The sequence below is a fragment of the Dolosicoccus paucivorans genome (assembly GCF_900100125.1).
GTDB classification, from domain to species: domain Bacteria; phylum Bacillota; class Bacilli; order Lactobacillales; family Aerococcaceae; genus Dolosicoccus; species Dolosicoccus paucivorans.
The window spans coordinates 1-20,449 of record NZ_FNEL01000001.1; the positions used below are offsets into that span (position 1 = coordinate 1).

Below are 20,449 nucleotides of genomic sequence, written 5' to 3' on the forward strand. Positions count from 1 at the left end.
ATGGTGTGTTGTAAAATGAATTGCAACACTCAGTAATTTCTGAAATACAAAAAGACATGAAGATTCGTTATACTTAAATCACCACAAAATAAGCAAAGGAGAATCTTCATGTCCACAAATAATTATAACACAAATCAGAACCGATCATTTACTCATTTAGACTTTAAAGAAAGACAGCTAATAGAAAAATGGTTAAATGAAGATGTTAGTAAAGCAGAGATAGGCAGACGCCTTGGACGTAACCGCTCCACAATCCATAGAGAAATTAATCGGGGCACTGTAGAACAGATCAAGCAGATTAATGGCTATAATAAGAAAGTCTCTGTGTACTACTCAGATTCCGGTCAATCTGTTTATGAAAATAGACGTTTAAAGTGTGTCCGCAAAAAGATTGTTTCTTTCTCGAGCGCTTTCTTCTCTGCGCTGGAGGATGCCTTCACTAAAGGATTGTTTAAAGGTAAACAGCGACTCTACAACATAAAGACATTTATAGCTCTTTATAGAAAAAAGCATCCTGTAGAGAATATACCAACGTTTAAAACCGTCTATTCTTATATACGCCAAGGTCTTTTGTCTATCAAACCACATGACTTGCCTGTCATGTATCGTCTGAAACCAAGAAAAAACCAGCATAGTAACCCTAAGGGCAAAAACAAAAGAATCCTAGGTACCAGTATCACCGATCGTCCAGAGGACGTCTTATCAAGAGAAACATTTGGACACTGGGAAGCTGATCTGGTTAAAGGGAAGAAAACGAAAAATGAACCGGCAATCATTACCTTGGTAGAGAGAAAAACACGCTATGCCATTACTAAGAAAATCAGCGACTATAAAAGTCAAACGGTTAAAAATGCCTTTGAAGAGATTCTAGCAGATAACCCTAACCTATTTGCTTCAATAACTTTTGATAATGGTTCTGAATTCTCCTTAATGTCTGAACTCAATACAGACGTATATTTTTGTCATGCCTACGCATCCTGGGAACGGGGCTCAAACGAAAACTTCAATAAACTATTGAGGGAATTCATCCCTAAAGGAAAATCCATCCATCTTTTTTCAGAAATGGATATCGATCAAGCCACTCAGGCAATCAATAAAAGGATTAGAGAAGTGATAGGACTACGTTCATCAGAAGAGTATTTTCAACAATGTCGTATTTAAAATTTTTCTTCTCCTAGGGGAAGAAGTAAAGAGATTTTAAGTTCATCGAATCATGTAACAGAAAGTGTTGCATTTAACTTTACAACTCAAGAAAAGATATAAATTAAAAATAAATGAAATATTTTATTGACATTCTAATTATTTAACAGTAGAATAAGAATTAAGATTTCTTATGGAGTGATCAAGATGTTCGCATTTAACGCAATTATTATTATTAACATTAATAAGGACTTGTATTAGAGCTTAATAGCTGTAATGGAAGTCCTATTCCGGCGTTAAATGAAATAGGACTTCTAAGAAACTCTATGAGAAGAGCAGATGATTAGACTTCCTATTTCGCTATTGAAGTAGGAAGTCTATTTTTTGTTTAAAGGAGTTTTTATAATGAAGACATTTTCAACACTGAACCGTTTGTTTCAAAAATATTTGCCGGCCTTTGTTTTAGTTACAGCGGTCATTGCTTTAATTAAGCCTGGTCCATTTGTTTGGATAGCAGGTATTGTTCCTTATATGTTGCAGTTTATTATGTTTACGATGGGAATGACAATGAAGCCTAGTGACTTTAGTGAAATTTCTCGTCGACCTTGGCGTGTGTTATTAGTTACTGGTTTGCAATTTACGGTCATGCCATTGACGGCCTACTTGTTATCTATTTTATTCAAATTACCAAGCGAAATTGCTTTAGGTTTAATTTTGGTAGGTTCGGTACCTGGTGGAACTTCTTCTAATATCATGGCTTATTTGGCTAAAGGAGATGTGCCTTTATCTGTTACAGCCACTAGTGTATCAACATTATTATCGCCGTTTATGACTCCTGTTTTGTTATCATTTTACGGAGGGGCTTTTGTTCCCGTAGAGTTTTGGCCAATGTTTCTTTCGATCATCCAAATCGTTTTATTACCTATTATTGGCGGTTTAATTATCAGTCGTTTACTAGGAGCTTATACTGAGAAAATTAAAGATACATTGCCTTCTCTTTCAACATTAGCCGTTTTAGGAGTGTTAGCAGGAACAGTTTCTGTGAACCAAGAGTTATTAGTTTCTACAGGAATTGGTATTTTCTTTGTTGTTGCTCTTCATAATTTATCGGGCTATTTATTTGGCTATATCGTTTGTTACTTAACTGATCAGACTTATACTGTGACTCGTGCTGTGGCGATTGAAGTAGGAATGCAAAATACGGGATTAGCCGCTAGTTTAGGTATGCAACACTTCACGCCAGCTGCCGCTTTAGCAGGAGCTGCAGGCGTGTTGATTCATAACTTAATCGGGACACTATTTGCTAACTTTGTTAGTCGTAGAGATGTGGACTTAAATATGACTTTAAGAACTCAAACAGATGCGCAAAAAGTTCCAGCACTAACTAAAGCTTATGCTCGTCAATCAGTAAGATAATTTCACACTAAAGGAGTACTAAAATGAAAACTTTTTCTACGATGAATCAATTGTTTCAAAAATATTTACCAGTCTTTGTTTTGCTAACAGCAGCGGCACCTCTATTGAATCCTGAGCCATTTATTTGGATCGCTGGAATGGTACCTTATATGTTACAGTTTATTATGTTTACGATGGGAATGACGATGAAACCCAGCGATTTTAGTGAAATTTCTCGTCGACCTTGGCGTGTTTTATTAGTGACAGGGTTACAGTTCACTTTTATGCCTCTATCAGCCTATTTATTAGCACGAGCCTTCAACTTACCGAGTGAAATTGCTTTAGGCTTAATTTTGGTAGGGTCTGTGCCCGGAGGTACTTCTTCAAACATTATGACTTATTTAGCTCAAGGTGATGTAGCTTTATCCGTTACGGCGACCAGTGTATCTACCTTATTGTCACCTTTTATGACGCCGATATTATTATCTTTTTACGGAGAAGCCTTTGTTCCCATTGAATTTTGGCCGATGTTTGTCTCCATTATTCAAATTGTATTGTTACCTATTGTAGGTGGACTAGTAGTCAGTCATTTACTTGGAACTCATACAGAAAAAATTAAAGACCTTTTACCTTCTTTTTCAACACTAGCTGTGTTAGGTGTTTTAGCAGGGACGGTGGCGGTTAACCAAGAACTTCTATTAACAACGGGAGTGACGATCTTTTTAGCCGTTTGGTTACATAATCTTTCTGGTTATGCGATGGGCTATGCCATTTGTTATTTAACGAATCAAAGTTATGCGGTCACTCGTGCCGTCGCGATTGAAGTGGGATTACAAAACACAGGGTTAGCAGCCAGTTTAGGACTACAACATTTTTCACCAGCAGCAGCTTTAGCAGGAGCAGCGGGTGCGTTGGTTCATACGTTGTTCGGAACGTTATACGCTAACTTTGTTAGTCGTCGTAATGTCCAACCAGACGAAGCTATTAGAAAATCTACTTATTATATAGCGCCGCAACGGGTAGCAACAAGCTATGCTCGCCAGTCAAATCGATAAGTAAATTAACGACAAATCTTCTATAATATAGAAGGTTTGTTTTTATTTTTTTCATAAAACCGCTTACATCGAAAAAATCCTAAAAATCCCTTGCAATCGTTGGAAGGCTTAGGTATACTAATCATGTTGTCTTAGAAACAATGTTAGTTTCTTGCGGACAAAAATAGAACACATCTTTTACAAGTGAAGATGTGATAGCTAAGAAGCGAGAGGTTGCGACACACCCGGACGCTTTGCCACAGACGGGCGCGTCGGAAATTTTCGTGGAGCGAGTCATTTTTGAAATTGACGAGGAGGGAATACAATGGCAAATCAAAAAATTCGTATTCGCTTAAAGGCTTATGAGCACCGCGCTCTAGACCTATCAGCGATGAAGATCGTAGAATCAGCACAAAGAACAGGCGCAAAAACAGCAGGTCCAATTCCATTACCTACTGAGCGTTCACTATTTACTGTGATCCGTTCGCCTCATAAATATAAAGATTCACGTGAACAATTTGAAATGCGTACACACAAACGTTTAGTTGATATCATCGAACCCACATCTAAAACAATCGATGCTTTAATGAAACTAGACTTACCAAGTGGTGTAGACGTAGAAATTAAATTATAAAAATAAACATTAAAACGGAGGTGTACTCATGACCAAAGGAATCTTAGGAACAAAAGTCGGTATGACTCAATTCTTCACGGAAGAAGGAGAACTTATCCCTGTAACAGTTGTTGAAGCTGCTCCAAACGTTGTTTTACAAGTTAAAACAAACGAAACAGACGGTTACGAAGCTGTACAAGTAGGTTTCCAAGACAAACGTGAAGTATTAGCAAACAAACCTCATAAAGGTCATGTAGCAAAAGCAAATGCTACTCCTAAGCGCTTCATTCGCGAGTTTCGCAATGTAGAGCTTGGAGAATACGAAGTAGGACAAGAAATCACTGTTGAAACTTTCGAAGTTGGTGACATCGTCGATGTGACGGGTACATCTAAAGGTAAAGGTTTCCAAGGTGTTATCAAGCGTCACGGACAAAGTAGAGGATATATGTCTCACGGTTCACGCTTCCACCGTCGACCAGGTGCGATGGCAATGGCGGCAGACCCATCACGCGTTCTAAAAGGTAAAAAATTACCAGGACAAATGGGTGGCAACCAAGTGACAATCCAAAACTTAGAAGTGGTTTCGGTTGATGCTGAAAATAACGTTATCTTAATTAAAGGTAATGTTCCAGGACCGAAAAAATCATTAGTAACAATTAAATCATCAGTTAAATAATAATAAGAGGGGAGGAACGAAAGAATGCCAAAAGTTACTTTATTTAAACAAGATGGTTCAACAAACGGTGAAGTATCACTAAACGAAGAAATCTTCGGAATTGAGCCAAATAATTCAGTAGTCTTTGAAGCTGTTATGATGCAACGCGCAGGTATGCGTCAAGGAACTCATAAAGCAAAAACTAGAACAGAAAGACGCGGAGGTGGCCGTAAGCCATGGCGTCAAAAAGGAACTGGACGTGCTCGTGCAGGTTCTACTCGTTCACCAATTTGGGTAGGCGGAGGAATTGTCTTTGGACCAACACCGCGCTCATATGGTTACAACTTACCAAAGAAACAACGTCGTTTAGCAATTCGTTCAGTACTTTCTCAAAAAGTATTAGATGATGCATTAGTTGTTGTTGAAGGTTTAAGTTTTGACGCACCAAAAACAAAAGACTTCAAAGAAGTATTATCTAACTTAGAAGTTAACGAGAAAGTTCTTATCGTTCTAGAATCAGATAACGAAAATACTTATTTATCAGCACGTAACATTCCAAACGTTAAAGTTATTGACGAACATAACGTGAATGTTTTAGACGTAATTAATGCCGACAAAGTCTTAATTACTCAAGCTGCACTTTCAACAGTAGAGGAGGCTTTAGCATAATGCATTTATCAGAAGTTATTTTACGTCCAATCATTACAGAACAGTCTATGCTTGAAATGGACAACAAAAAGTTCACTTTTGAAGTAGACCGTCGCGCTACTAAAGGTTTAATCAGACAAGCTGTTGAAGCAATGTTTGAAGGAACTAAAGTTGCTAAAGTTAATACAATTAATGTTGACGGCAAAGCAAAACGCATGGGTCGTTATGCTGGATATACACGTAAATACAAAAAAGCAATCGTAACATTAACAGAAGATTCTAAAAACATCGAATTATTCGCTGACGCTGAATAATCTCTACAATAAAGAATAGGAGGGAATAAGTAGTGGCGATTAAACATTATAAGAGTACTACAAACGGTCGTCGTAATATGACTGGTTATGACTTTTCAGAAATTACAACAAACAAACCAGAAAAAAGCTTACTAGCTTCTAAAAAGCAAAAAGCAGGACGTAACGGCCAAGGTAAAATCACTGTTCGTCATCACGGTGGAGGACACAAACGTTCATACCGTATTATCGATTTCAAACGTAACAAAGATGGCGTTGTAGGAACAGTAGCTACAATCGAGTACGATCCAAACAGAACAGCAAACATTGCATTAGTTCACTACGAAGACGGGGTAAAAACTTATATCCTTGCACCACGTGGAATTAAGGTGGGACAAAAGATTGAATCAGGACCTGACGCAGATATCCAAGTAGGTAACGCACTACCACTTGAAAATATCCCTCAAGGTACTGTTGTTCATAACATTGAGTTAAAACCTGGTAAAGGTGGACAATTAGCTCGTTCAGCTGGAGCAAGCGCTCAAGTGTTAGGTTCAGATGGAAAATATACTTTAGTTCGTTTAACTTCAGGTGAAGTACGTATGATCTTATCAACTTGCCGCGCTACAGTCGGTACAGTAGGTAACGAACAACACGAGTTAATTAACATTGGTAAAGCAGGACGTAACCGCTGGTTATCTAAACGACCAACAGTTCGTGGTTCTGTAATGAACCCTAACGATCACCCACACGGTGGTGGTGAAGGTAAAGCACCAATCGGTATGCCAAGTCCATTATCACCATGGGGCAAACCAACACTAGGTAAGAAAACACGTCGTAAAAAGAAAAAGTCTTCTAAATTAATTATTCGCGGACGTCGTAAGTAATTAATTAGAATACGCTTATCATTCGAAGGGAGGCTACAATATGGCACGTAGTTTGAAAAAAGGACCTTTCGTCGATGCTCACTTAATGAAAAAAGTTAAGGAGCAACAAGACAGCGAAAGAAAACAAGTAATTAAAACATGGTCTCGTCGTTCAACAATTTTCCCTAATTTTATTGGGTTAACAATTGCAGTTCATGATGGACGTAAGCACGTTCCGGTGTATATTCAAGAAGATATGGTTGGACATAAATTAGGTGAATTCGTTCCAACACGTACTTTCCGTGGACATGCTGGAGACGATAAGAAAACCACTAGACGATAATTAGGGGAGGGAAATTAATTGACAGAGCAAATCACATCTGCAAAAGCGGTCGCAAGAACTGTTCGCATTGCTCCTCGTAAGGCACGTTTAGTTATTGATCTTATTAGAGGTAAGCAAGTTGGTGAGGCAATTTCAATTTTGAAATTCACACCGCGCGCAGGTTCGCCACTTATTGAAAAAGTACTTATGTCAGCTATCGCAAACGCTGAGCATAACTACGACTTAAACTTAGAGAACTTATATGTTAGTGAAGCGTATGTAAACGAAGGACCAACTATGAAACGTTACCGTCCACGCGCACGTGGTAGTGCTTCACCAATTAATAAACGTACAAGCCACATTACAATTGTGGTATCAGAAAAAGAGGAGGCATAATGAATGGGTCAAAAGATTAATCCACTAGGTCTTCGTGTCGGAGTTATCCGTGACTGGGATGCTAAATGGTATGCAGAACAACAATATGCAGACTACTTACATGAAGATTTAAAGATCCGTGAGTATTTAAACGAAAAGCTTTCTGAAGCCTCTATTTCTTCAATCGTGATTGAACGTGCAGCCAACCGCGTTATCGTATCTATTCATACTGCAAAACCAGGTATGGTTATCGGTAAAGGTGGTTCAGAAGTAGATGCACTTCGTTCTGAATTAACTGAAATGACAGGCAAGAAAGTTCACATTAATATTGTTGAAATTAAAGAGCCAAGTTTAGACGCTAAATTAGTTGCAGAAGACATTGCGCAACAATTAGAAAACCGTGTTGCATTCCGTCGTGCACAAAAGCAAGCGATTCAACGTGTAATGCGCGCTGGTGCAAAAGGAATTAAAACACAAGTTAGCGGTCGTTTAAACGGAGCAGATATGGCACGTACTGAACATTATGCAGAAGGTTCAGTTCCATTACATACTCTACGTGCTGACGTAGACTACTCATGGCAAGAAGCAGATACAACTTACGGTAAACTAGGCGTTAAAGTTTGGATTAACCGTGGTGAAGTATTGCCAGGTATGGAAGAAGAAACCACTCAGAGAGGAGGGAAATAAGCATGTTAGTACCTAGACGTGTTAAGTACCGTCGTGTATTCCGTGGTAAAATGCGCGGAGAAGCTAAAGGCGGTAAAAATATTGACTTTGGTCAATACGGACTAAGAGCAATCGATTCAGCATGGATTACAAACCGTCAAATCGAAGCAGCTCGTATTGCGATGACTCGTTATATGAAACGTGGCGGGAAAGTATGGATCAAAATTTTCCCTCACAAATCTTATACATCTAAAGCTATCGGTGTTCGTATGGGTTCTGGTAAAGGAGCTCCAGAAGGATGGGTAGCAGTAGTTCAAAAAGGAAGAATCTTATTTGAAATCGACGGTGTGTCTGAAGAAGTTGCACGCGAAGCATTACGCTTAGCTTCACATAAGCTTCCAATTAGAACTAAATTTGTAAAACGTGAAGAATATGGTGGTGAATCGAATGAAAATTAATGAAATCAGAGAATTATCCACTGCTGAAATGGTAGACAAGGAAAAAGAATTAAAACAAGAATTATTTAACCTTCGATTCCAATTAGCAACTGGACAATTAGAAAACACTGCCCGTTTACGTCAAGTACGTAAAACGATTGCTCGTATTAAAACAGTCTTGCGCGAGCAAGAATTGACTAAGTAATCATAAAGGAGGCATAACGAATGACTGAAAACCGCAATGAGCGTAAAGTTTATCAAGGGCGTGTTGTTTCAGATAAAATGGACAAAACAATTGTTGTTCAAGTTGAAACACGTAAAACACACCCTAAATACGGTAAACGTGTTAAATATTCGAAAAAGTATGTAGCACATGATGAGACAAACAAAGCCAAAGAAGGCGACATTGTGCGCGTAATGGAAACACGTCCATTATCAAAAACAAAACGCTTCCGCTTAGTAGAAATCGTAGAAGAAGCAGTTATTATCTAATCTAAAGAAGTTAACTCGGAAGGAGGACATCTGAATGATCCAACAAGAAAGTCGTTTAAAAGTTGCCGACAACTCAGGAGCACGTGAAGTACAAGCGATTAAAGTACTTGGCGGTTCAGGACGTCGATATGCGAATATCGGAGATGTGATCGTGGCAAGCGTAAAACACGCTACACCCGGTGGAGTTGTTAAAAAAGGTGACGTTGTAAAAGCAGTCATTGTTCGTTCGAAAACAGGAGCGCGCCGTAAAGATGGCTCATATATTAAGTTCGACGAGAACGCATGTGTCATTATCCGTGATGATAAGAGCCCTCGTGGTACACGTATTTTCGGACCTGTCGCACGTGAGTTACGTGATAATAACTACATGAGAATTGTCTCATTAGCTCCAGAAGTTTTATAATCTTAAAGGCGAAGGAGGAAAACCGAATATGCGTATTAAAAAAGGTGATACTGTAAAAGTTATTGCAGGTAAAGATAAAGGCAAAACTGGAACAGTTTTACGTACGATTCCTAAGACAGAACGTGTTGTTGTCGAAGGTATCAATATTGCTAAGAAACATACTCGCCCATCTCAAACTGGAACTGGTGGAATTGAAGAGTTCCCAGCAGCGATTCATGTATCTAACGTTCAGTTAGTTGATCCTAAATCAGGAGAAGCAACTCGCGTTGGTTACCGATTCGAAGATGGTAAAAAAGTACGTTTTGCGAAAAAATCAAACGAAACATTAAACTAATTATTGGAAGGAGGATCATACTGAATGGCTAACGTTTTAAAAACTAAATTTCAAGAAGAAGTAACACCTAAATTAATGGAAGAGTTCGGTTACACTTCTGTAATGCAAGTTCCATCTGTTAATAAAATCGTTATTAACATGGGTGTTGGAGATGCTGTAGCAAACGCTAAAAACCTAGAAAAAGCAGTTGATGAATTAACTGTTCTATCAGGTCAAAAGCCAATCATTACTAAAGCTAAGAAATCAATCGCTGGTTTCCGTTTACGTGATGGTATGCCAATCGGTGCTAAAGTAACTCTACGTGGCGAAAGAATGTATGACTTTTTAGACAAATTAATTAACATTTCTCTACCACGTGTACGTGACTTCCAAGGTATTTCAAACAAATCTTTTGATGGACGTGGAAACTACACGCTAGGTGTTAAAGAACAGTTAATTTTCCCTGAAGTAAACTACGATTTAGTAGATAAAGTTCGCGGTATGGATATTGTTATCGTAACAACCGCTCAAACAGACGAAGAGGCTCATGCACTACTTAAAGAATTAGGCATGCCTTTTAAAAAATAAAAAGGAGGCTAATAAACTATGGCAAGAAAAGCATTAATTGAAAAAAACAAAAAACCCGCTAAGTTTAAAGTTCAAGAGTATACACGTTGCCAACGCTGTGGACGTCCACATTCAGTGTACCGTAAATTCGGACTTTGCCGTATTTGCTTCCGTGAACTTGCGCATAAAGGTCAACTGCCTGGCGTGAAAAAAGCTAGTTGGTAATTTACTAATCGAAAAGGAGGTACACATATGGTAATGACAGATCCAATTGCAGACTTTTTAACTCGTATCCGTAACGCAAGCCGCGTAGGACACAAAACTGTATCTGCTCCTTCTTCAAACATGAAAGAAGCTATTGCAGAAATCTTAAAAAACGAAGGTTACATCAATAGCTATGAAGTAAAAGAAGATGGCAAACAAGGTGTAATCACTATTACCTTAAAATATGGTCGTAATGATGAAAGAGTTATTACAGGCTTAAAACGTATTTCTAAACCTGGCTTACGTGTTTACGTAGGTGCTGATGAACTACCGAAAGTTCTTAATGGATTAGGAATTGCAATCATTTCAACATCAACAGGCGTTGTGACAGACAAACAAGCTCGTCAACAAGGCGTTGGTGGAGAAGTACTTGCATACGTTTGGTAAGAATTAAAAATTAAAGGAGGTGCAGCCTAGTGAGCCGTATTGGTTATAAAGTAATCGAAGTTCCAGAAAACGTTACTGTAACTTTTGATAATAATGTCGTAACTGTTAAAGGACCTAAAGGTGAATTAACACGTGAATTAAATCCAGCGATTACGTTTGAACAAAAAGATAACGAAATCACATTTGAAAGACCAAATGACAACAGACACAACCGTTCATTACACGGAACAACTCGTTCTTTAGTGGCTAACATGATCGAAGGTGTAACTCAAGGATTTAAGAAAGAATTAGAATTAATTGGTGTTGGATACCGCGCGCAAAAACAAGGAAACAAGCTTGTTCTTAACGTTGGTTTATCTCATCCAGTTGAGTTTGAAGCTTTAGATAACACGACTGTTGACGCACCAGAAGCAACTAAAATTGTTGTTGAAGGAATTGACAAAGAAAAAGTTGGCGAATTAGCCGCGAATATTCGTGCTGTACGCCCACCAGAGCCTTACAAAGGTAAAGGTATTCGTTACGTTGGTGAATTTGTACAACGTAAAGAAGGTAAGACAGGTAAATAATCGCTATTTATTTATCTTTACCTTCACTTTCAAAATAAATAAGAGGTGACAATTGTGATTAACAAACCAGATAAGAATAAATTACGTAAAAAACGTCATATGCGAATTCGTAATCGCATCTCTGGTACTGCTGAGTGCCCACGCTTAAACGTATTCCGTTCGAATACTAACATCTACGCTCAACTAATTGATGACGTAGCGGGTGTGACGCTAGCAAGTGCCTCAACCGACTCTTCAGCTGAAGGAACTAAAGTAGAACAATCAGCTGCAGCAGGTAAACTAATCGCTGAACGCGCTAAAGAAGCAAACATCAAACGTGTTGTGTTTGATCGTGGTGGATACGCATATCACGGCCGTGTGAAGGCATTTGCAGAAGCTGCACGCGAGAACGGTTTAGAATTCTAGAAAAGGAGGACACCTATTCATGGTATTTATCGACCCAAACAAATTAAATAATCTTGAAGAAAGCGTCGTAACGATTAACCGCGTAACAAAAGTTGTTAAAGGTGGACGTCGTTTACGTTTTACAGCGCTTGTTGTCGTTGGGGATCGTGAAGGACATGTAGGTTTCGGAACAGGTAAAGCACAAGAAGTTCCAGAAGCTATCCGTAAAGCGATCGAAAACGCAAAAACTAACTTAATTGAAGTGCCAATGGATGGAACAACAGTTCCTCATGAAGTGATTGGTGAGTTTTGTGGTGGTAAAGTATTAATTAAACCAGCACAAGCCGGTTCTGGGGTTGCCGCAGGTGGTCCTGTTCGTGCCGTTATGGAGCTAGCAGGTGTTGCGGACGTTACAAGTAAATCATTAGGATCAAACACACCAATTAACATGGTACGTGCAACAATCGCAGGTTTACAACAATTAAAAGTTGCAGAAGAAGTTGCAGCTTTACGTGGTAAGACTGTAGAAGAAATTAAAGGTTAAGGAGGACGATTAAATGGCCAACTTAGAAATTACTTTAAAGCGTAGCTTAATTGGACGTCCTAAGAACCAAATTCAAACAGCCAAAGCCTTAGGCTTAACAAAAATCAACGCTACAGTTGTTAAACCAGAAAACGAAGCAATTCGTGGAATGGTTCGTACAATTAGCCATTTAGTAGAAGTAAAAGAAGCTTAATTTTATAATCAAAGCATAAGGAGGTGCCGCAGTTGAAATTACATACTTTACATCCAGCAGAAGGTTCACGTAAATCACGTAACCGTGTAGGACGTGGTCAAGGTTCAGGAAACGGTAAGACATCTGGACGTGGACAAAAAGGACAAAAAGCTCGTAACACAGTTCCATTAGGATTCGAAGGTGGACAAACACAATTATTCCGCCGTTTACCAAAACGTGGCTTCAATAACATTAACCGCAAAGAATATGCAGTAGTGAACGTTGAGTCATTAAACCGTTTTGAAGATGGCGCAACGGTTAATCCAGCTGCTTTAATTGAAGCCGGATTAGTTAAAAACGAAAAAGACGGAATCAAAGTGCTAGGTAATGGACAGCTAGAACGTAAATTAACTGTTCAAGCAGCTAAATTCTCTAAGAGTGCAGAAGAAGCAATTACAAATGCCGGTGGATCTGTCGAGGTGATTTAATGTTTGCCTTTATCAAAAACGCAATGGCAAGTAAAGATATACGTAAACGTATTTTGTTTACGTTATTCATCTTTGCTGTCTTTCGTTTAGGTGCACATATTCCCGTTCCTGGTGTGAATGCGGGTGCATTACAAACCGTTGCAAGTAGCGGGCTACTCGATTTATTAAATACTTTCGGTGGTGGAGCACTCAAGCGTTATTCCATTTTCGCAATGGGTGTATCTCCTTACATTACCGCTTCAATTATCGTCCAACTTTTACAAATGGATATCATTCCTAAATTAACGGAATGGGCCAAACAAGGTGAAGTGGGTCGACGTAAGTTGAACCAAACAACAACATTTGCTGCAATCGTCTTAGGATTTATTCAATCCTTAGGGGTTTCCTTTAGTTTTAACCGTTTATCTGGTTTAGGACTGATTAATAACCCAAGTGTGACAACTTACACAATTATTGCTCTCGTTTTAACTACAGGAACGATGTTTCTTGTTTGGTTAGGGGAACAAATCACCCGTAACGGAGTCGGTAATGGTGTATCGATGTTGATTTTTGCAGGTATTGTCGCGGAAGTACCTAAAGATTTTTACCGCTATTTCCAAACCAATTTAGTTGGAGCAGGAGATGCTCTGACAAGAAACTTATTAATACTAGCCGCTGTTATTTTAGTACTTGTTCTGTTAATTATTTTAGTAGTTACAATGGAACGTGCCCAAAGACGCATTCCAATTCATCACTCTAAAAAATCATCAGGCGCTAAATATACAGCTCATTTACCATTAAAGATTAACTCTGCAGGAGTTATTCCGGTAATTTTTGCTAGTTCATTTATCACAACACCACAAACCCTGATGGCTTTCTTTAATGTAAGTGCCGATTCAGGCTGGAAGTATTGGGTTAGTCGTATCTTTAATTTAAATGACCCAATCGGTGCGATATTCTATACGGTACTGTTAATTGCCTTTACTTATTTCTATTCGCTTATTCAAGTAAACCCTGAAAAAGTCGCTGAAAACTTACAAAAACAAAGCGGCTATATTCCAAGTGTTAGACCAGGTAAAGAAACTGAAATGTTCTTAACGCGTACGATTAACCGTTTAAGTGGTGTCGGTGCGTTATACTTAACAACGATTGCGATTTTACCAATCGTCGCTGGTTTTATTTGGAATATTCCAATGAACATTGCTCTTAGCGGAACAAGTTTACTAATTGTTGTCGGGGTTGCGATGGAAACGGCAAAACAAATTGAAGGTCGTATGGTTAAGCGTCGCTATCAAGGTTTTCTTCACTAATCAAAAATAGTAAAGAAGGAAGAGGGATTGTATGAATTTAATTATTATGGGCTTACCGGGTGCTGGTAAAGGAACCCAAAGTGAGCATATTGTTAAAGATTATAACGTCGTACATATTGCGACTGGAGACATCTTCAGAGAAGCAATTAAAAACGAAACTCCCCTTGGTTTAGAAGCTAAATCATACACTGATAATGGTAACTTAGTACCGGATGGAGTCACTAATGCGATTGTGCGTGAGCGTTTAGAACGTGAAGACGTGAAAGAACGCGGTTTCCTCTTAGATGGTTATCCACGTACAATTGAACAAGCCCAAGCGCTTGATCGCAACTTAGATGATTTAGGCAGTCAAATCGATGGAGTACTTTATGTTGAAGTCGATCCGGAAGTCTTAAAAGATCGTCTAAGTGGGCGAATTACATGTCGCAATTGCGGCGCAACGTACCATAAAATTTTCAATCCACCAAAAGTGGAAGGTACATGTGACGTTTGTGGACATCATGAATTCTATCAACGTGAAGATGACAAGCCTGAAAAGGTAGCACACCGTATTAATCTTCAAATGGATTCTACCCGCCCAATTTTAGATTATTATGAACAACGTAACTTATTACATCCTGTCAATGGTAACCAACCGATTGAAACAGTGTATCGTGAAATTCGTCAAGTGATCAGTCAACTTGACCCAACAGCGTTTGTATAATAGATCATTGATTGAGTAGAAGAGATAGGAGAATATACGTAATGGCTAAAGAAGATGTTATCGAAGTAGAAGGAACTGTCGTTGAGACATTGCCTAACGCAATGTTTCAAGTAGAATTAGAAAATGGACATGAAGTTCTAGCTCATGTATCAGGTAAAATTCGTATGAACTATATTCGTATTTTACCAGGAGACCGTGTAACGGTTGAGCTGTCTCCTTATGATTTGACACGAGGTAGAATTACATATCGCTTTAAATAAGCAATGTTTCAAATTTAAGGAGGGAAACCGATGAAAGTTAGAGCATCAGTAAAACCAATTTGCGAAAAATGTAAATTAATTCGCCGTAACGGACGTGTTATGGTAATTTGTCAAAACCCTAAACATAAACAACGTCAAGGTTAATTAAGGAGGTGCCTATAGATGGCTCGTATTGCAGGAGTAGATATTCCACGTAATAAACGTGTAGTTATTTCATTAACTTATATTTATGGAATTGGTAAATCAACCGCACAAAAAATCTTAAAAGAAGCAAACGTTTCTGAAGATACACGTGTACAAGATTTATCTAACGATGAATTAGAAGCAATTCGTCGCGTAGCAAACCAATATAAAACTGAAGGTGACTTACGTCGTGATGTAAGTATGGATATTGGTCGCTTGAAAGAAATTGGTTCTTACCGTGGTATTCGTCACCGTCGTAACTTACCAGTTCGCGGACAAAAGACTAAAAACAACGCGCGTACTCGTAAAGGACCAAAACGTTTAGTTGCAGGTAAACGTTAATAAAAAATAAAGGAGGTTAATGCTTCATGGCAAAAAACAGACAAGTAGCACGTCGTCGCCGTCGTGTTAGAAAAAATGTTGAGCGAGGTATCGCACATATTCGTTCAACCTTTAACAACACTATTGTTATGATCACAGATACAAATGGTAATGCGATTGCATGGTCTTCAGCAGGTTCATTAGGATTCCGTGGATCTAGAAAATCAACACCATTTGCTGCTCAAATGGCTGCAGAAGTTGCTGCAAAAGGAGCAATGGAACATGGAATGAAAACTGTAGAAGTTACAGTTAAAGGACCTGGATCAGGACGTGAATCAGCAATCCGTTCATTACAAGCAACAGGATTAGACGTAACAGCAATTCGCGATGTTACTCCAATTCCTCACAATGGTGCTCGTCCTCCAAAACGTCGCCGTGTATAATGCTTAGCTCATTTACCAGCACATTAGTATACAGTTTGTATATTAAAACTACGTTTTGAAAGGGGATATAAATCAATGATAGAGATTGAAAAACCAGAAGTTAGAACGATTGAAGTCAGTGATGACTCCAAATATGGCAGAATTGTCATTGAGCCACTAGAGCGTGGTTATGGAACTACCCTTGGAAATTCATTACGTCGTGTTTTATTATCATCTTTACCTGGTGCCGCAGCAACTAGCATTCAAATAAATGGAGTATTACACGAGTTTTCAACGATTGAAGGTGTGGTTGAAGACGTTCCAATGTTAATTCTTAACTTGAAACAATTAGCTTTGAAAAAACATACTCTCGATGATAAAGTGTTAGAACTTAATGTCACCGGACCAAAAACAGTAACCGCTGCAGATATCATGCATGACAATGAAGTACAAATCTTAAATCCTGATTTATATATTTGTACCCTTGCCGAAGGTGCCCAATTAGAAATGCAAATTAATGTCTCTAATGGTCGTGGTTATGTCAGAAGTGAGCATAATAAGCGTGATGATATGCCTATTGGAGTATTACCGATTGATTCTATTTATACTCCAGTCGAGAAAGTAAACTATCAAGTTGAAAATACTCGAATTGGCCAACAAAACGTCTTTGACAAGTTAACTTTAGATATTTGGACCGATGGATCTATTAGTCCAGAAAAATCGTTAAGTTTAGCTGCTAAAATCTTAAACGAACACTTAAATATTTTCGTTAACTTAAGCGAAGAAGCTCGCGAAGCGGAAATTATGGTGGAAAAAGAAGAAGCAGAAAAAGAAAAAGTACTCGTCATGACAATTGAAGAATTAGATCTTTCTGTTCGTTCGTATAACTGTCTCAAACGTGCAGGCATTAATACGATTCAAGAATTGACAGAAAAAACAGAAGCTGAAATGATGAAAGTACGTAACTTAGGTCGCAAGTCATTAGATGAAGTGAAAACTAAGTTAGCTAACTTAGGACTATCATTACGTTCTGAAGAAATTTAATTATATCGTAAAGGAGGACGCATATGTCATACCGTAAATTAGGGCGTACAAGCTCTCAACGTAAAGCACTTTTACGTGATTTAACAACAGATGTATTAATTAACGAGCGCATTGAAACAACTGAAGCTCGCGCTAAAGAAGTTCGTAAGTTCGTTGATAAAATGATTACTTTAGGTAAAAAAGGCGATTTAACTTCTCGTCGTCGTGCTGCATCATTTTTAAGAAATGAAATCGCTGATGCACGCATTGAAAATGACGAAGTAGTTATCGAAACAGTATTAAACCGTTTATTCGATACTTACGCAGAGCGTTTTGCAGATCGTAACGGTGGTTATACTCGTATCATTAAAAAAGGCCCACGTCGCGGAGATGCAGCGATGATGGTTGTTTTAGAATTAGTTGACTAATTTAATAATCTAATCGACAATCACTTTGATGATGGAAGAGCGTGATGATCTTTAAAGGTCTAGCTCTATAGCACGAACAACTTTGTTCAGTCGAAGGCCTATAAGCCTTCGACTCTGTGCTTTACATCGTAAGGTGTTTTTTGTCTTTAATGAGATATTTTGATATGTGACCTCTATCATAGTTTCAATAAACTGTGGTGGAGGTTTTTTGTTTATAAAACATTACAAAGTCGAAGCATGCCTTGATTTGGCTACATATGTTATAATGGTGAAAGAAATTCTACTGGTAATACTTAGTGTATAAAGGAGGGTGCGTATGAAGCGTCCTATTATTGAATTAAAAAATATTCAATTTAAATATTATGAAACAAAACAAAATGTCTTAAATAATATCTCTTTAGATATTTATCCCCAAGAATGGGTCGCTGTCATTGGACATAACGGATCAGGAAAATCAACCATGGCCAAAATTATGAATGGTTTACTCATTCCTGATGAAGGCTCTGTTGCGGTGAATGGAGTAACTCTCAATGAAGAAACAGTTTGGCAAGCGCGCCAAAGTATTGGTCTAGTTTTTCAAAATCCTGATAATCAGTTCGTTGGCGCGACTGTAGAAGACGACGTCGCTTTTGGACTAGAAAACAACGGAATTGAGCCGTTAGAGATGGCAAAGCGAGTGAATGAAGCATTAGAAGAGGTTCGAATGAGCGCTTTTAAACAAGCGGAGCCAGCTCGTTTATCTGGAGGGCAAAAACAGCGAGTAGCGTTAGCAAGTGTAATTGCTTTAAGGCCTGATGTTATTATTTTAGATGAAGCGACCGCTATGTTAGATCCACTAGGCCGTAAAGAAGTCATTGAAACGATTTACGAATTAAAAGAACGTTTTAATTTAACCGTCATTTCGATTACCCATGACTTAGATGAAGCTGCTTTAGCCGACCGAATTGTCGTTATGTCTAAAGGAGAAGTCGTCCGAGAAGGTACTCCTGAGGAAATTTTTTCTTTAGGGGACGAATTGGTCAATATCGGTTTAGATGTTCCTTTTTCGATGAAGTTAAAAAAGGAACTGGCTTCTTATGGTTTGAATGTCCCTGAAGGTTATTTAACAAGAGAGGAGTTGTTAGAGTGGCTCATATCATCTCATTTAACGATGTAAATTTTACTTATAACGTAGGAACGCCCTTTGCAACCCCGGCTTTATTCGACGTGTCCTTTTCTATTCCTAAAGGACAAGTGACAGCCATTGTCGGACACACAGGATCGGGAAAATCGACGGTTTTACAGCATTTAAATGTTTTACTTCAACCTACAAGTGGAAGTATTCAAATTATGGATGAGACGATCACCTCTCAAAAGATCAAAAAATCTCTAAAACCTTTACGTAAAGAAGTAGGGGTTGTCTTTCAGTTTCCAGAGGCCCAATTGTTTGAAGAGACCGTATTAAAAGACGTTATGTTCGGTCCTTTAAACTTTGGTAAATCCGAAGAAGAAGCGCAAACTATCGCTAAAAGAATGTTACAGCGAGTAGGTATCGGTGAAGAGCTTTATGATCGCTCACCTTTTGATTTAAGTGGCGGTCAAATGCGTCGTGTTGCAATTGCAGGTATTTTAGCAATTGAACCTTCTATTTTAGTGCTTGACGAACCAACGGCAGGACTGGATCCTTTAGGGCATAAAGAAATTATGGACATGTTTATGCACTTACAAAAAGAAGAAGAGTTAACGCTCATTTTAGTGACCCATCAAATGGAAGATGTAGCGACTTATGCCGATTATGTGATTGTAATGGAGAAAGGAACAGTTGTAGGGCAAGGAACACCGGGCGAAATATTTAGTGATATTGATTGGTTGAAAGATAAACAATTAGAACTTCCTCAATCGATGACCTTTATGTTAGAGTACTTACAAAAAACAAATCAATCCGTCGGTAAATTGCCTTACACCATTAAAGAGTTAGCTTTTGATTTGGCGAATGATCAATTAAAGGAGGGAAGACGCGATGTTAGATAAAATGTTACTCGGTCGATACATTAATATCGATTCGTGGATTCATCGTTTAGACCCTCGAACAAAGTTAGTGGCGAGCTTTTACTTTATTTTAATTATCTTTTTAGCGAATAACTGGATTACTTATGGTCTGTTAGCTTTGTTAGTTGCTTTAGCCATTGGATTGACAAATATTAATGTTATTTACTTTTTAAGAGGCGTCAAACCACTCATTTGGCTTATTTTATTTACCGTGATCTTTCAAGTGTTTTTCACGCCCGGGGAGATTGTTTATTTTAAATGGGGTATTTTTCAAGTGACCCAAGAAGGGCTGGTCAATGGGGCATTTATTTTTATGCGACTAGTTCTTATTATCTTCATGTCGACAATTTTAACCTTAAGTACATCGCCTTTAGCGTTAACTGATGGGATTGAACATCTGTTTCGTCCTTTTGCAAAAATTGGTATGCCTGTCCATGAATTAGCACTGATGTTATCAATTGCCTTAAGATATGTCCCTACGTTAATGGATGAAGCCCAAACGATTATGAATGCTCAACGGTCACGGGGAGTAGATTTTGAAGAAGGGAACTTAATGACCCGTCTAAAAGCGATGGTCCCTATATTAATTCCTCTATTTGTCAGTGCCTTTAACCGAGCTGAAGAGATGGCGACGGCGATGGAAGCAAGAGGATACCGCGGGAGTGAAGGAAGAACTAAGTACCGCCAATTGCATTATGGATGGCGAGATGGCGTAGTCTTTGTTGTTTTAGCTTTAGTAACGATCACTTTATGGTGGTTACGTACTTAGTG

General features: G+C 38.4%; 35 protein-coding genes. All 35 read left to right on the forward strand.

Features of this window, described 5'->3' with window-relative positions:
* Positions 1-108: 108 nt before the first annotated feature.
* Complete coding sequence (locus tag BLR79_RS00005) at positions 109-1,161, forward strand: IS30 family transposase (RefSeq protein ID WP_092083667.1); 1,053 nt, start codon at positions 109-111, stop codon at positions 1,159-1,161.
* Positions 1,162-1,545: 384 nt separating this feature from the next.
* The gene (locus BLR79_RS00010; RefSeq protein WP_092083669.1) at positions 1,546-2,556 is read left to right on the forward strand and encodes a bile acid:sodium symporter family protein; all 1,011 of its coding nucleotides are present in this window, start codon (positions 1,546-1,548) and stop codon (positions 2,554-2,556) included.
* A 23-nt stretch (positions 2,557-2,579) separates the two neighbouring features.
* Positions 2,580-3,590, forward strand: a complete 1,011-nt coding sequence (locus BLR79_RS00015; RefSeq protein ID WP_092083671.1) for a bile acid:sodium symporter family protein — start codon at positions 2,580-2,582, stop codon at positions 3,588-3,590.
* 304 nt (positions 3,591-3,894) lie between these two features.
* Positions 3,895-4,203: a 30S ribosomal protein S10 gene (gene rpsJ, locus BLR79_RS00020; RefSeq protein ID WP_092083672.1), complete on the forward strand. Its 309-nt coding sequence runs from the start codon at positions 3,895-3,897 to the stop codon at positions 4,201-4,203.
* A gap of 28 nt (positions 4,204-4,231) precedes the next feature.
* Positions 4,232-4,858, forward strand: a complete 627-nt coding sequence (gene rplC / locus BLR79_RS00025; protein WP_092083673.1) for a 50S ribosomal protein L3 — start codon at positions 4,232-4,234, stop codon at positions 4,856-4,858.
* Between the two features lie 24 nt (positions 4,859-4,882).
* Entirely contained in the window at positions 4,883-5,506 is a 624-nt protein-coding gene (gene rplD, locus BLR79_RS00030; RefSeq protein ID WP_092083674.1) for a 50S ribosomal protein L4, read from the forward strand.
* A complete protein-coding gene (gene rplW, locus BLR79_RS00035; RefSeq protein WP_092083675.1) occupies positions 5,506-5,799 on the forward strand; it encodes a 50S ribosomal protein L23 in 294 nt (97 codons plus the stop codon). The genes rplD and rplW overlap by 1 nt, the downstream gene beginning before the upstream one ends.
* A gap of 32 nt (positions 5,800-5,831) precedes the next feature.
* On the forward strand, positions 5,832-6,662 hold the full coding sequence (gene rplB, locus BLR79_RS00040; protein WP_092083676.1) for a 50S ribosomal protein L2: 831 nt from the start codon (positions 5,832-5,834) through the stop codon (positions 6,660-6,662).
* Positions 6,663-6,702: 40 nt separating this feature from the next.
* Positions 6,703-6,984, forward strand: coding sequence for a 30S ribosomal protein S19 (rpsS, locus tag BLR79_RS00045; RefSeq protein ID WP_092083677.1), 282 nt, complete (start codon positions 6,703-6,705; stop codon positions 6,982-6,984).
* An 18-nt stretch (positions 6,985-7,002) separates the two neighbouring features.
* Complete coding sequence (gene rplV, locus BLR79_RS00050; protein WP_092083678.1) at positions 7,003-7,359, forward strand: 50S ribosomal protein L22; 357 nt, start codon at positions 7,003-7,005, stop codon at positions 7,357-7,359.
* A gap of 3 nt (positions 7,360-7,362) precedes the next feature.
* Positions 7,363-8,025, forward strand: coding sequence for a 30S ribosomal protein S3 (rpsC, locus tag BLR79_RS00055; protein WP_092083679.1), 663 nt, complete (start codon positions 7,363-7,365; stop codon positions 8,023-8,025).
* Positions 8,026-8,027: 2 nt separating this feature from the next.
* Positions 8,028-8,462: a 50S ribosomal protein L16 gene (rplP, locus tag BLR79_RS00060; RefSeq protein WP_092083681.1), complete on the forward strand. Its 435-nt coding sequence runs from the start codon at positions 8,028-8,030 to the stop codon at positions 8,460-8,462.
* Positions 8,452-8,646 (forward strand): 50S ribosomal protein L29, encoded by a 195-nt coding sequence (gene rpmC / locus BLR79_RS00065; RefSeq protein WP_092083683.1) that lies wholly within the window; start codon positions 8,452-8,454, stop codon positions 8,644-8,646. Before rplP ends, rpmC begins: the two co-directional genes overlap by 11 nt.
* Before the next feature lie 20 nt (positions 8,647-8,666).
* Positions 8,667-8,933 carry a 30S ribosomal protein S17 gene (gene rpsQ / locus BLR79_RS00070; RefSeq protein WP_092083684.1) on the forward strand — a complete coding sequence of 89 codons (267 nt, stop codon included), beginning with the start codon at positions 8,667-8,669 and terminating at the stop codon, positions 8,931-8,933.
* 34 nt (positions 8,934-8,967) lie between these two features.
* Positions 8,968-9,336: a 50S ribosomal protein L14 gene (rplN, locus tag BLR79_RS00075; protein WP_092083686.1), complete on the forward strand. Its 369-nt coding sequence runs from the start codon at positions 8,968-8,970 to the stop codon at positions 9,334-9,336.
* 28 nt (positions 9,337-9,364) lie between these two features.
* Positions 9,365-9,670, forward strand: coding sequence for a 50S ribosomal protein L24 (gene rplX / locus BLR79_RS00080; protein ID WP_092083688.1), 306 nt, complete (start codon positions 9,365-9,367; stop codon positions 9,668-9,670).
* 24 nt (positions 9,671-9,694) lie between these two features.
* On the forward strand, positions 9,695-10,237 hold the full coding sequence (gene rplE, locus BLR79_RS00085) for a 50S ribosomal protein L5 (protein WP_092083690.1): 543 nt from the start codon (positions 9,695-9,697) through the stop codon (positions 10,235-10,237).
* Between the two features lie 18 nt (positions 10,238-10,255).
* Positions 10,256-10,441, forward strand: a complete 186-nt coding sequence (locus BLR79_RS00090; RefSeq protein WP_092083692.1) for a type Z 30S ribosomal protein S14 — start codon at positions 10,256-10,258, stop codon at positions 10,439-10,441.
* Between the two features lie 27 nt (positions 10,442-10,468).
* Positions 10,469-10,867, forward strand: coding sequence for a 30S ribosomal protein S8 (gene rpsH / locus BLR79_RS00095; protein ID WP_092083694.1), 399 nt, complete (start codon positions 10,469-10,471; stop codon positions 10,865-10,867).
* A 29-nt stretch (positions 10,868-10,896) separates the two neighbouring features.
* Positions 10,897-11,433: a 50S ribosomal protein L6 gene (rplF, locus tag BLR79_RS00100; RefSeq protein WP_092083696.1), complete on the forward strand. Its 537-nt coding sequence runs from the start codon at positions 10,897-10,899 to the stop codon at positions 11,431-11,433.
* 54 nt (positions 11,434-11,487) lie between these two features.
* On the forward strand, positions 11,488-11,838 hold the full coding sequence (gene rplR / locus BLR79_RS00105) for a 50S ribosomal protein L18 (protein ID WP_092083697.1): 351 nt from the start codon (positions 11,488-11,490) through the stop codon (positions 11,836-11,838).
* A 19-nt stretch (positions 11,839-11,857) separates the two neighbouring features.
* The gene (gene rpsE / locus BLR79_RS00110; RefSeq protein WP_092083698.1) at positions 11,858-12,361 is read left to right on the forward strand and encodes a 30S ribosomal protein S5; all 504 of its coding nucleotides are present in this window, start codon (positions 11,858-11,860) and stop codon (positions 12,359-12,361) included.
* 13 nt (positions 12,362-12,374) lie between these two features.
* Positions 12,375-12,554, forward strand: a complete 180-nt coding sequence (gene rpmD / locus BLR79_RS00115; RefSeq protein ID WP_092083699.1) for a 50S ribosomal protein L30 — start codon at positions 12,375-12,377, stop codon at positions 12,552-12,554.
* Between the two features lie 32 nt (positions 12,555-12,586).
* On the forward strand, positions 12,587-13,021 hold the full coding sequence (gene rplO, locus BLR79_RS00120) for a 50S ribosomal protein L15 (RefSeq protein WP_092083700.1): 435 nt from the start codon (positions 12,587-12,589) through the stop codon (positions 13,019-13,021).
* Positions 13,021-14,310 (forward strand): preprotein translocase subunit SecY, encoded by a 1,290-nt coding sequence (gene secY / locus BLR79_RS00125; RefSeq protein WP_092083701.1) that lies wholly within the window; start codon positions 13,021-13,023, stop codon positions 14,308-14,310. Before rplO ends, secY begins: the two co-directional genes overlap by 1 nt.
* Before the next feature lie 31 nt (positions 14,311-14,341).
* Positions 14,342-15,013: an adenylate kinase gene (locus BLR79_RS00130; protein ID WP_092083702.1), complete on the forward strand. Its 672-nt coding sequence runs from the start codon at positions 14,342-14,344 to the stop codon at positions 15,011-15,013.
* A 41-nt stretch (positions 15,014-15,054) separates the two neighbouring features.
* Positions 15,055-15,273 (forward strand): translation initiation factor IF-1, encoded by a 219-nt coding sequence (infA, locus tag BLR79_RS00135; protein ID WP_092083703.1) that lies wholly within the window; start codon positions 15,055-15,057, stop codon positions 15,271-15,273.
* Positions 15,274-15,303: 30 nt separating this feature from the next.
* Entirely contained in the window at positions 15,304-15,417 is a 114-nt protein-coding gene (gene rpmJ, locus BLR79_RS00140) for a 50S ribosomal protein L36 (protein WP_092083705.1), read from the forward strand.
* Positions 15,418-15,435: 18 nt separating this feature from the next.
* The gene (rpsM, locus tag BLR79_RS00145) at positions 15,436-15,798 is read left to right on the forward strand and encodes a 30S ribosomal protein S13 (protein ID WP_092083706.1); all 363 of its coding nucleotides are present in this window, start codon (positions 15,436-15,438) and stop codon (positions 15,796-15,798) included.
* 26 nt (positions 15,799-15,824) lie between these two features.
* Positions 15,825-16,220, forward strand: a complete 396-nt coding sequence (gene rpsK / locus BLR79_RS00150) for a 30S ribosomal protein S11 (RefSeq protein ID WP_092083707.1) — start codon at positions 15,825-15,827, stop codon at positions 16,218-16,220.
* 75 nt (positions 16,221-16,295) lie between these two features.
* The gene (locus BLR79_RS00155) at positions 16,296-17,243 is read left to right on the forward strand and encodes a DNA-directed RNA polymerase subunit alpha (protein ID WP_092083708.1); all 948 of its coding nucleotides are present in this window, start codon (positions 16,296-16,298) and stop codon (positions 17,241-17,243) included.
* A 23-nt stretch (positions 17,244-17,266) separates the two neighbouring features.
* Entirely contained in the window at positions 17,267-17,650 is a 384-nt protein-coding gene (rplQ, locus tag BLR79_RS00160; RefSeq protein WP_092083709.1) for a 50S ribosomal protein L17, read from the forward strand.
* A 316-nt stretch (positions 17,651-17,966) separates the two neighbouring features.
* Positions 17,967-18,806: an energy-coupling factor ABC transporter ATP-binding protein gene (locus BLR79_RS00165; protein WP_092083711.1), complete on the forward strand. Its 840-nt coding sequence runs from the start codon at positions 17,967-17,969 to the stop codon at positions 18,804-18,806.
* The gene (locus tag BLR79_RS00170; RefSeq protein WP_092083713.1) at positions 18,776-19,660 is read left to right on the forward strand and encodes an energy-coupling factor ABC transporter ATP-binding protein; all 885 of its coding nucleotides are present in this window, start codon (positions 18,776-18,778) and stop codon (positions 19,658-19,660) included. The genes BLR79_RS00165 and BLR79_RS00170 overlap by 31 nt, the downstream gene beginning before the upstream one ends.
* Positions 19,650-20,447 carry an energy-coupling factor transporter transmembrane component T family protein gene (locus BLR79_RS00175; RefSeq protein ID WP_092083715.1) on the forward strand — a complete coding sequence of 266 codons (798 nt, stop codon included), beginning with the start codon at positions 19,650-19,652 and terminating at the stop codon, positions 20,445-20,447. Before BLR79_RS00170 ends, BLR79_RS00175 begins: the two co-directional genes overlap by 11 nt.
* The last annotated feature ends 2 nt before the right edge of the window (positions 20,448-20,449 follow it).

Coding starts and splice junctions, on each gene's coding strand:
- BLR79_RS00155 (WP_092083708.1), top strand. CDS start 16,296: ATGATAGAGATTGAAAAACCAGAAGTTAGAACGATTGAAGTCAGTGAT.
- rplE (WP_092083690.1), top strand. CDS start 9,695: ATGGCTAACGTTTTAAAAACTAAATTTCAAGAAGAAGTAACACCTAAA.
- infA (WP_092083703.1), top strand. CDS start 15,055: ATGGCTAAAGAAGATGTTATCGAAGTAGAAGGAACTGTCGTTGAGACA.
- rplN (WP_092083686.1), top strand. CDS start 8,968: ATGATCCAACAAGAAAGTCGTTTAAAAGTTGCCGACAACTCAGGAGCA.
- BLR79_RS00175 (WP_092083715.1), top strand. CDS start 19,650: ATGTTAGATAAAATGTTACTCGGTCGATACATTAATATCGATTCGTGG.
- rpsQ (WP_092083684.1), top strand. CDS start 8,667: ATGACTGAAAACCGCAATGAGCGTAAAGTTTATCAAGGGCGTGTTGTT.
- rplW (WP_092083675.1), top strand. CDS start 5,506: ATGCATTTATCAGAAGTTATTTTACGTCCAATCATTACAGAACAGTCT.
- rplQ (WP_092083709.1), top strand. CDS start 17,267: ATGTCATACCGTAAATTAGGGCGTACAAGCTCTCAACGTAAAGCACTT.
- BLR79_RS00165 (WP_092083711.1), top strand. CDS start 17,967: ATGAAGCGTCCTATTATTGAATTAAAAAATATTCAATTTAAATATTAT.
- rplP (WP_092083681.1), top strand. CDS start 8,028: ATGTTAGTACCTAGACGTGTTAAGTACCGTCGTGTATTCCGTGGTAAA.
- rplC (WP_092083673.1), top strand. CDS start 4,232: ATGACCAAAGGAATCTTAGGAACAAAAGTCGGTATGACTCAATTCTTC.
- BLR79_RS00130 (WP_092083702.1), top strand. CDS start 14,342: ATGAATTTAATTATTATGGGCTTACCGGGTGCTGGTAAAGGAACCCAA.
- rpmJ (WP_092083705.1), top strand. CDS start 15,304: ATGAAAGTTAGAGCATCAGTAAAACCAATTTGCGAAAAATGTAAATTA.
- rpsC (WP_092083679.1), top strand. CDS start 7,363: ATGGGTCAAAAGATTAATCCACTAGGTCTTCGTGTCGGAGTTATCCGT.
- rpsM (WP_092083706.1), top strand. CDS start 15,436: ATGGCTCGTATTGCAGGAGTAGATATTCCACGTAATAAACGTGTAGTT.
- rplD (WP_092083674.1), top strand. CDS start 4,883: ATGCCAAAAGTTACTTTATTTAAACAAGATGGTTCAACAAACGGTGAA.
- rpsJ (WP_092083672.1), top strand. CDS start 3,895: ATGGCAAATCAAAAAATTCGTATTCGCTTAAAGGCTTATGAGCACCGC.
- rpmC (WP_092083683.1), top strand. CDS start 8,452: ATGAAAATTAATGAAATCAGAGAATTATCCACTGCTGAAATGGTAGAC.
- BLR79_RS00015 (WP_092083671.1), top strand. CDS start 2,580: ATGAAAACTTTTTCTACGATGAATCAATTGTTTCAAAAATATTTACCA.
- BLR79_RS00010 (WP_092083669.1), top strand. CDS start 1,546: ATGAAGACATTTTCAACACTGAACCGTTTGTTTCAAAAATATTTGCCG.
- rpsS (WP_092083677.1), top strand. CDS start 6,703: ATGGCACGTAGTTTGAAAAAAGGACCTTTCGTCGATGCTCACTTAATG.
- rpsE (WP_092083698.1), top strand. CDS start 11,858: ATGGTATTTATCGACCCAAACAAATTAAATAATCTTGAAGAAAGCGTC.
- BLR79_RS00005 (WP_092083667.1), top strand. CDS start 109: ATGTCCACAAATAATTATAACACAAATCAGAACCGATCATTTACTCAT.
- rplX (WP_092083688.1), top strand. CDS start 9,365: ATGCGTATTAAAAAAGGTGATACTGTAAAAGTTATTGCAGGTAAAGAT.
- rpsH (WP_092083694.1), top strand. CDS start 10,469: ATGGTAATGACAGATCCAATTGCAGACTTTTTAACTCGTATCCGTAAC.
- rpsK (WP_092083707.1), top strand. CDS start 15,825: ATGGCAAAAAACAGACAAGTAGCACGTCGTCGCCGTCGTGTTAGAAAA.
- secY (WP_092083701.1), top strand. CDS start 13,021: ATGTTTGCCTTTATCAAAAACGCAATGGCAAGTAAAGATATACGTAAA.
- rpmD (WP_092083699.1), top strand. CDS start 12,375: ATGGCCAACTTAGAAATTACTTTAAAGCGTAGCTTAATTGGACGTCCT.
- BLR79_RS00090 (WP_092083692.1), top strand. CDS start 10,256: ATGGCAAGAAAAGCATTAATTGAAAAAAACAAAAAACCCGCTAAGTTT.